The following is a 10,214-nucleotide window of genomic DNA, read 5'->3' on the forward strand; positions in this document are numbered from 1 at the left end:
CTGCGGCTGTGGCTGTGGCTGCGGCTGCGGCTGTGGCTGTGGCTGCGGCTGCGGCTGTGGCTGTTTCCTGGCGGCCTCTAATGCAGCATCATATGCATCTTGACTAGGATCTGGATTCGATATTTGTTGCCATATACCTGCTCCCGCTACAAGATAAGCAATAATTTTCTCTAAAGGAGTTAACGGACGTTTAGGCCCACCTCCATCATCTAAATTTGGATCAGGAAGATTATCTATTATGGCTTTACCTACAGCGACCTGAGCTGCATCTAATGCTTCTTTTGCTTTCCTATCCCTCTTCTTTTGTTCCCTCCAGGCTTCACGTTGATATTTATCGGTTGTATCTCCTGTCATTATAAGTGGGAATGCCAAAATTACAACTAATGGAGAAACAGTAATACCGGCTGAACCTGACATAACAGCAATAGGTATAGCTGATGCTTCTTTTTGTTTTTTATTAGGAGGATCACCAGGATCACGTCCATCCTTATCTACAAATCTCAACGGATTATTATAGCAATATGCATACGGCGATATTGAATAATATTTTTCCGCATGTGGATCAACACACGTAAACCTTCCTATTGCGCTTTCATAATACCTTGCCGAATAATCATACAAGTTCAATCCGTGCATCTGGTCCAGTTCCTTGCCATTGTACTTGTACGGCTGCTTATCAGGTCCGGTGGTTCCGGCAAAGATAGAACCAAAAGGGTAATAGTGATTTTTCTGAACCAATGTTCCGCTGGCATTTAATACTACACGGTTATTACCTAGATGATCTGTCAGATAATAATGATATACGCCTCCTTCTATATATCCACCGTCAATCAGTATACGCTTTAAGGTTCCATTCTCATAAATCTTATTGCCCACATAATCGGTTGTCTGGGTCTGGGTCAATGCTGCTGTATTGATTGCCGAACCAATAACCGGGGTTGTAGAATAGTTTGGATTCCATTTCTGAACAACTTTCAGTTTTTGACCTCCTGCCGAATAGGTATATTCGTTCCTTGCCTCCGCAACGGGACTCTTGATATCCATCTGTCGTGGCAAATTTAAGGAATTGTATTGAATCTCTGTTATTCCTTTGTTTAAATCTTTTGTCATCGTCCCGTTAGCATTATAGGCATACTCTGTGGCTACATTACTATAATTCTTAAAGTCCATCGATTCGGCTAGGCTGATGGTTCCTATGGCATCGTCAACTTTAATCAACTGATTTCCGGTATAGGTCATTGTCAGGTTATCTATCAGCCCATTTGTGGTAGCTGTAATTACCCCTCCGCGTGTCAAGGTTTTCATATTGCCATGTTTGTCATAGCTATAGGATGTCTTATAGTCAGTATGAGCTGTACTGACAGCTCCATTGACAAGATAAACGGCTGATGTTAATCTTGAAAGGTTATCATAGCTAAAAGTATACCCCAGCAATGAGCCACCATCATTTACCTGCCAGTTCATTGCACTGATATTTCCATTGTATTGTTTCGTACTACCTCCATAAACGTCATTATAATACAACGTTTGTGTAAATAACGGACTGTTTATTGATTTTGTCCACGAACGGATGTTATAACCATAGGTAGACAAGGCATTTGCTAATCCGCCTTTTTGGTTGGTTTTGAGTCTGCCCAGTTCATCATACGTATTTTCAGCAAGGGTTACAGCAGTAGCCCCATTGAGCTGATAGGTCTCTTTCTTCAATCGTCCTGCATGGTCATAAGTGTAAGCGTATACTTCTGTTTGGGTGCTCTTTCCAGTAGCTGAGTGAACATGTTTCTTCTGAGAGGGTTGACCGGTGAAGTTATAAGCTATATATTCCTTTTCAAGACCACCAAGATGATTGGTCGATTTGGTCTGAATCACCCGCCCTCGTGTATCGTAGTACATAGCCGTAGCAATCTGTCCTTCCAAGGTATTATTGGATTTCCCATCCGAGCCCATCAGCTTTACCCGAGTTCCCACCAGCAATCCTTTGGCACTTGAATGCCGGATCCCATACCCCGATTCTATATTGTAATCCAAATTCGTTTTATAGTAAGAATTTGTTTTTAACATGGCTTCATAGTCATCGTAGTAGTTTATAAGCAATACATCATCTACCGGAATACTCGCCAATGTGGTCCAGCTATATCCAAAGTTTCCGCTTCCTGGTGTCTCCGTAAAAAGCATTGTAGAATAAGTTGTTAGCATCGCCTCATGGGTGGAAGCTGTACGATATATCCCTGAGATAATCAACCGGCCGAAGGCGTCGTATTTATTAAAAGTCCATTCGGGAGACGAGGTCTTTGCCCGTTGTTCCCCGTCTTGCGTAAAGATCAGCCGGTCTGCTTTATCATAGACATAATAAATCCAATCGCATCCAGGCAACTTTTTAGAGATGCAACGATCTAAATTATCATATTTATACAGATATGCCCATAGTTTCAAGTTCGTATTTGTTTCTGTCCATGGAGTGGAAGAAGTTGCACTTAACAAAATGGCTGATGCTTCCGGCGGCAATACGACTCTTAGATTCCCATAACTATCATAAATATAGTTCGTATCAAAGGACTTTCCTGCATTTATTTGGCGTGTAAGAATTACTTGCCCCAATTTATTTTTAAACTCATAAGCAGTATTTCCGTTTTCATCTTTTGTTCGGGTAATATAAAGTTCATTTGCCGGATAATTATCTGTACGGTATATGCTTATCATTTTTCTGTCATCGGTAGATATATATTTAGCACAGACCAACGAATCGGCATCAGCCCATGTAGTCCCAGATTTCGCCTTGTTAGTTAAATAACCAGTCCATATAGCCTTATTATTATTCTGCCAATCAGCCCCAGGTCCATATTGGGCCAAAGTGCGGTTCAGAGGAGACAGGTCATATACAGGCTTGGAGAATGGAGCGGTCTCACTTGGATAAATAGCATTTATGTTAGCCTTCACTTTCGTTAGATCTGCAAAAGCTCCATTATTGGATGCAATAGCTACCGGCAACCATGTACTTGTTTGTCTTCCCAGATTATCATACTCCTGAATGGCAACCAAATCTTTACCTGTAGTAGTGATTCCACGTTGAACAGTTTCCACCGGACGTCCCAAACCATCAAAATATTGCATGGTCACCATCTCCTCACTTGTGTTGTAGTTCACTGTCGATTTTGCTATTAGAGGGGTGGTAGTACGTATATAGTTTGGACCTGTAGATACTATATTTTGAGGTGGAACATACGTAATAGGTTCAATGGGTGGTTCCTCTGTATTGCTCGTATCTCTGAATTTAATAGTCAATTTGGCTCCTACTGCAAAATTTTGAATATTTAATATATAGTTACCCGATGATAAGATAAATGGTTTGTCTAGCTGATATCCAGATTTACACAAAGGATCAGGTTTTATCCAAAGACAAGCTACTAAAACCGTTCCATTTGCAGTTACTGTAATTTCATAATTACCATCTAAAGAAAATCCTAAAAAATAACCAGAGGGATCACTACTTGAGGCTCTTTCCATGGTATAGACTTTGTCTTTCATAATATCCCCAATATAGTTTGTTGGGGAAGGCTGAGCATATGCTTCTAATACAAATGTCAAGCTGACTAGTATATATATAATTATCTTTTTCATAGTTTTACACCTTACTTGTTTTTATAGAAATAATCGCTTGCCTGTATGATTTTCTTCGCTCCGTTTTCCATTATATACACCTCCTTCAGATTATTTAATTGGTCATAATCATAGTAGGTAATAGTGCCATTAGGTTCTATTCGCTGAATAAGTCCTACGAGTGACCTATACTTGAAGGCCGTGACGTGTACATCTTTCAAGGTAGTATTACTTTGCAGATCTGTTATTAATTTAAAGTCAGCATCCGATGGTGTCATTTTTTTTGCAATTCCTTCCAATGTTGCTAAAGGAATGATCGCTGCTATTTGATCATAGGTCGCGTTTTTTATCTCTGCAATCGGATATTGGTAATTGTACCCCCAAAGATAGGTAACTTTAGTTCCGTCATTCAAGGCATACTCTAACGGGTTCAAATAAGAATCATATTTTGAAAAAGTTAATTTTTCAAATAGGGTTGAATTCCCATGGTTTAATTTTACAGAGGTCGGAGCTACCAGTAGATCACTATTCCAAGTCCAATAAGATGTTTCTTTTGAGCGTGTTAATATAGAATTGAGATAATCCGATTCGTTTACAGGAACACTGATCATATTTTTATCTACCAGCTTACTCTTAGTCAGGGGATCTATAATACTTGATGCATATTGATATTCTTTTGTCCTGATTTTATCTCCAAGGGATTCTGTAATTTTCTTGGGCTGATAATTGGAAGGATCATACTCGTAGCTTGTAGTCGTATATATTTTATTATTTCCGAAATAGTCATACCTTGAATGGTTTTTTAGTTGAACAGTATAACTATTAGTAGGGTAAACAATTATATTAAATCTTTCGCCTGCTCCTATCGGAACATTTGGAACAAATGCTAGACCACCTGTTCCGCATTCAACCCTAAATCCTCTATATTTATCTTCTACCCATACATTTATTAAGTTTGATTCGAAATTCTCTAAAGAGTAACTGTTTCGCTCAACACTGATGGTATCATTGTTATTATCCAACAATATCGTTGCAGTTTGTTTTCCATTCAATGGTATAGCTTTTGGTTCAGATACCATGAAAAATTTTGACCCCGAACCACTATTTGTAGAATTTATAAATTCTACAATTTTTCTTCCATTACGGCTATTGCCATCTTGTGAAGTCATCTCTATTTCAACCCGGTTATAGCCTACCACGGCATTATCACACCCGCTTGCTGAATAACTGTAAAGATTCGAGGAACATATTTCATATGAGTTGATGGAGTTTCTTGTAGTAAAATAATAACTTTGTTGCGGAGGCGGTTGGTAAATAAGTTCTTGTTTAAATGTTATATAATTAGATTTATTATAAAACTTCATCGGGTTGATCAACTTACCACTCGGTTTACCTCCTGTAGTTATATACTTATAATTTTTTACTGATGTTACAATATTATTTTCATCATAGTTGGTAATGCTTTTTACTCTTACACCTCCTGCTATGGACTCCGCCTTCTTTAACTTATCTACATCTGTATACAAATGGGTAATTGTCGCACTAATACCATTCGCTGGAGATAAACCTGTAGGAATATAAGATCGCATCTCGATCGTACCTGCCGGCAGAAAAAAATAATACTCAAAAGGAAAAGTCCTTTTTCCGTTATTGAAATCAATTTTATCCTGATCAGTCAAAAAATCAAAGTATTTTTTGATAAGTTGACCATTTGAATATACTGCTATATAAAATTGTTCCAGTTGCATCGTACTCGTTACATTCGGAGCATAAATAGCACCTTTAACATGTACTCTGCATTCTTGATCGATACTAAGCCCAACATATTTCATTGTCGAAGAAGCTCCAAAATTTGATATGCTTTTACTGAATTCTATACCGGCTCCACTCACGTTAGCATCCGGATAGTATCCATTACCTACAACATGTGGTTCAAATACAAATTCCGTCTTTCCGCCTGTGGGGTATATAATACTCTTCAACATACCGGTAGTAATATGCACTTTGCTGGATCTTCTATTAGCAAAAGTAACAAATGGACTTGCAGAAAGCCTTACATTAAACATACTGGATGGTAAGCTTTCATTTAAAGATAGAACAATCGGATCTGAGATAAGTGTATGGGTTTTCTGGTATACTTTACCCACAATGTTGATTTCTTGAAATTCTCCCCCAACAAGACGGTTCTCCTGCCCATTATAAAAGCCCCAATAATCTTGTGAAAATGAGACTTTATTTGGTAATGGTCGGGATTCATTATAAGTGAACAGATATGCCTGTAAACTTGTATTAATATCCTTTCGATATAGCTTCACTAATTTCAAACGTTTTAAATTACGATTAATGTCCAGACCACTTTCTCCAACCGTCGTACCTGTAAAATAATCATGCTCAAATTTGTACTGCTTACGAACAACTTTACTGGAACGATCAAATACTTTTATTTCATCTAGTGCGAGTCCATTGTCCAGGTCAATCCTACTCTTTACGGTAAATACAACACTATCCAAAAGCCCTACAATGGAAGAGGGATATAATTGCTTGTGAGTACCAGGATAAGATATATCTCTAGACAATTCATAATTGTTATCCATTGCTGTAGGAGTAGATTCGGGTAGTACTTTTTCTTGCTTAATTATATCTCTAATTATTGGGAGCTGATTTACTGATCCTGAATAATCATAATATATTTTTATTAATGGTCTCCATTGATAATAAATGTCGGTAAGATACCATGTGAATGTACTATTGATATCTCCTTGATTAGCTTCTTCTCGGGCACTAAATTCATAGATATAGCCTTGTTCGTCGGTAATTCGCCAAGAACTTCCAGAGCTGAGCATTTCTATTTTATACTTGTTCTTTTCCCCATTATATACAAAAGTCCCATTATAAGGATGTTTAGTGAACCGAAATGATTTCCCTAAGAAATTAACATTATAGATATCTCTTTCTCCTGATCCATATGAGGCCTCTCTTAGCATATCATCTGTTGTCGGAGAATTATCTGGAGCAACGCATGCAGCCCACCTAAATCCAACTTCAGAAAACCCTCTGGCAAGATAATCCGGAGCATAGGATGTTGTTTTACTATAGTTTATCATTTTAGTCCAGTCTGAAGCAGTTGCATACGAAACTTTGTCAGCCTTTCCCACTGCAAGTTGAGAAATACTGCCTCCAACCATAAGGTTCCACCCTAAACCGGCCCAAGTAGCCTCTTGGGTCACCTGTATGCCTGTAGCATGATAATTAAGTGAAATTGGAACTTCTATACCTTTTGCTTTCACCGTATATAGAGGAATATCTATAGATGGTATCCCTGTATATTCACTGACTGGATACTCTCCGTACTTTTCCAATCCTGCCACCTCCGGAGATTTTGGTAGTATATCAGGAGCTTGGAGCCCATTATTAATTTGGCTATAAACATCTAAGAAAGTAAAAAAGATTATAAGGAAACATAGATACTTTTTCATAGTATTATTTTTTACTTTTTAATAATAATTTCATTTACAAACACACCATTAGCTGTAATCCTGAACGCATAGTTTTTTGGATACAACGACGAACAGTCGATTGTTTCATAATATGTGCCTTTAGTCCTGTTCTTTGCCGCAATCTTCTTTACAGGCATGCCTTCCAATGAATACAACTCAAAAGATACTTTTACATCTTCCTTTAATTCATATTCTATGTTCAAGAATGATTCCACCGGGTTCGGATACAGCCTGCAAGTCATCACATCTTCCAATGTGACAGTTTTGACTTGTTCTTTATCTGCATTCTGATTGTTGTCTTTTGGCTCCTTCCACAGTTCATCCAGCAGTGCCTGATTTTCGGGATCGGTGTCCAGATATAAATGATCCTGAGGTGGAAAGAAGAAAGCTGTCTTAAAGATCTCCGTACTGTCCTTCAGGTTGATATTCTTTATGGTTTCAAAGACAGGGTAACGATACCCTTTGCTATACCAACGGCAGGTTTCAAGTTGCTTACCTGAATTGTCTGTTTCACTTGTCACATAACTGCCTTCCTGAGGCACATCAAAAATTGTTTGTAAGGTCTTTACCCTGAGTACAGGGCTAAGGGTATCTCCCGAAGGAAGAACCATCTTTCCATAAGCATCAGCTGTAGTAATCATTGTCCCTTGTGTCTGAATATCCACTGTAGAGGAATAAACTCCCTTTGATCTGTAGTCTGATGAAGATTTTTGCCCGTAGTTTAACGGGAAATGTACCAGTAGCATAGGATCGGTATAGTTTAATACCACCGAAGGGTTTTCATGTCCTCTTTGCAAAAGAGAATCATTTGTTAAATGATAATAGTACATCGTGTTGTGTTCTGTACCGACGATCAGTTCATTGTCTGATACTTTCTTCTTCAAATAGCGGGTATTACCCAGTATATACACACTGTCTCCTTCCAAGGGGGGAAGAGAATAGATAAGGGTATATTCATCGTTGACGGATTTGAGTTTACTGAAATCCCAGAGCTTGTTGGTTCCGCTTTCTCCGGGGTTTATATACTCTACCTGCTGTTTGACCAGTATATCGCCCGCGCGGTATTGGTTGTGAGAAGTGTTCAGCTGTGCTGACAAAGAAAAAGCACATCCGAAAACACTTGCCAATGTTAATGCAATTGCTTTCATGTTATATCAAATATTAAGCGTTAATTCCGGATTATAAAAAGATATCCCTTCTGTTGCTATTTTTTAGATTTAGCACAGTTGTTCTTACATATAAAGTATTTAATGGGATGGAAGGTTAATGTACCCCTTTTAGATTTATATAAGCGAATATCCAGTGTAAGAAATTGAAATGTATATTCATAAGTAATTATTTAAAAAGTTAATTCGTCCTTTTAATTACTTTGCTTTTCTCTTCTGAATACTTCTTCAAATGTATTAAATTATTTTAAAATACATTCTAAATGCATAAAAAATGTTTGAGTTTTAATGGAAAATTAATAAAGCCGCCTATCTTTTTTTGATAAACGGCTCCAATAACAACCTCAACCTATACAATTAAAACTTATACTTCACACCTAACAGATGTCCGTTGCTCTGACTACCTAAACTTTTTTGATATTGATATTCGAATCCTAGATTGTGATAGAATATTCCTCCTCCAACACCGATATAATTTAAAGTAGAGTAAGACGCAGAGATAAACGGCTGCCATATTTTAGTCTTATAAATTGTCTGGCGTTCTATTACCGGAGTGAAGTTATAATCTAAAGCCGATAGTTTGTTATATTGAATAACCGGGAATAAATCAAGCTTCCCATGTGTCTTATTATCGAAGGCCGTAAGCTTATATGTTCGCTTTAGTTCATAATCAGCAATAACAAGTTTTGCATAAGCTGCTGAATCGATAGGCATATATCTCACACTACCTGTATCTCTGTACTGAATAAAGGGTAACAGAGGTTTATCCGGCTTTTCTTCTTTTATCGGTTCAAACTGCGTCGGACTTACTGATCCTGTAAGCGTTTCACCTTTTATATATTCTTTCTTCGGTTCGGAATCAATAGATGATCGACCGATAAAGAAGCCAATAATCAGACAGACAATTCCAGAGAGAACTATTAAAGTTGCTTTTTTCATAATCCTTCTTCTTTTACGATTTGTTCTACTGTATTTATCATTGACAGAGCAGTCTTTACATATTCGGGCCCTGTTGCATATTTCCAACCGGTATCATCCATTAACCTTTTCACAAATTCGCGCGGATCATTCCTATATGGCCAGGCATCAGCATAACCCGATTTGCGGAACAAAGCCTGATGATCATACAAACAATCCTCTAAAGTGTCATAGACTCGGAACAAACGATACACTATGTATTTGTAATTACCGTTCGATAGCCTTTCAGGAGTACCCACAACCATTTCAGGTGACTTAAAAGCTACATTCGGATTGCTGAAAAATTCTGTTGTTCTCACCAACTGTGTTTTTCCAGCCCAAGAACTACCTTTAGTTATCCCGAATAAATTATTCGGGAGTTTCCCTTCTAAACTCCATCCACGTTCCAAAGCTGCTTGCATAGTTTCAAAGATCGGATGTATTGAATCGTTTGGCTTTTCTTCATGCAGTCTCTCTGCTGCCGGATAAACCGCCTTGACAAAATCAATCTGTTTTTTAGTTGCCATTATTATCCTCCTTTTCTTCTACTTCTATTATATCGGCTTTCTTCCCAAAGAATTTAAATACATTTACTTTTACCTTTTTGCCTCTAGCAGCAAAGTAGTTCACATAAATACTTTCAAGCTCAACACCATAAATGACTAGTAAGATAATAAGCGGTAATAGATCAATTCCGAACGGTTGACCGAATGCTTGACCGAAAGTATATGCCAATATGATCCAAAGACAATAGTTTGTTATCTTATCGAGTGTGCGCCTCACAGCTCTCGATCGCTTCACTATCTCATTTCGATATTTAGCTGCCGATATGCCAAACTTTAAATCTGCCATTGTCAAAAGAAAAGCCAATGCTAAAAGCCATTTAGCCCAAATAAAGAAATCGAGTAATCCAATTAGGAAACCATCTGTATAGTTGTTATCCATCGCATTATTCCTCTATTGGTTGTACTTCTTTTTCTATCTCGTTGGCAGATTT

The 10,214-nt window shown here is 37.8% G+C and carries 6 protein-coding genes; all 6 read right to left on the reverse strand.

Annotated features, from left to right (window positions below; translation table 11 throughout):
• A partial coding sequence (locus LDB17_RS13765; RefSeq protein WP_393925085.1) for a DUF6443 domain-containing protein occupies nt 1-3,618 on the reverse strand: 3,618 nt, incomplete at its 3' end.
• An 11-nt stretch (nt 3,619-3,629) separates the two neighbouring features.
• On the reverse strand, nt 3,630-7,073 hold the full coding sequence (locus tag LDB17_RS13770; RefSeq protein ID WP_252639332.1) for a hypothetical protein: 3,444 nt from the start codon (nt 7,071-7,073) through the stop codon (nt 3,630-3,632).
• Nucleotides 7,074-7,084: 11 nt separating this feature from the next.
• Nucleotides 7,085-8,242: a T9SS type A sorting domain-containing protein gene (locus LDB17_RS13775; protein ID WP_252639331.1), complete on the reverse strand. Its 1,158-nt coding sequence runs from the start codon at nt 8,240-8,242 to the stop codon at nt 7,085-7,087.
• Nucleotides 8,243-8,617: 375 nt separating this feature from the next.
• A complete protein-coding gene (locus LDB17_RS13780) occupies nt 8,618-9,199 on the reverse strand; it encodes a hypothetical protein (RefSeq protein ID WP_252639330.1) in 582 nt (193 codons plus the stop codon).
• On the reverse strand, nt 9,196-9,744 hold the full coding sequence (locus LDB17_RS13785) for a glucosaminidase domain-containing protein (protein WP_393925086.1): 549 nt from the start codon (nt 9,742-9,744) through the stop codon (nt 9,196-9,198). The genes LDB17_RS13780 and LDB17_RS13785 overlap by 4 nt, the downstream gene beginning before the upstream one ends.
• Nucleotides 9,734-10,162 carry a phage holin family protein gene (locus LDB17_RS13790; RefSeq protein WP_252639328.1) on the reverse strand — a complete coding sequence of 143 codons (429 nt, stop codon included), beginning with the start codon at nt 10,160-10,162 and terminating at the stop codon, nt 9,734-9,736. Before LDB17_RS13790 ends, LDB17_RS13785 begins: the two co-directional genes overlap by 11 nt.
• Between the last annotated feature and the right edge of the window lie 52 nt (nt 10,163-10,214).

Source organism: Dysgonomonas sp. Shenzhen-Wh21, assembly GCF_043392705.1.
GTDB lineage: Bacteria > Bacteroidota > Bacteroidia > Bacteroidales > Dysgonomonadaceae > Dysgonomonas.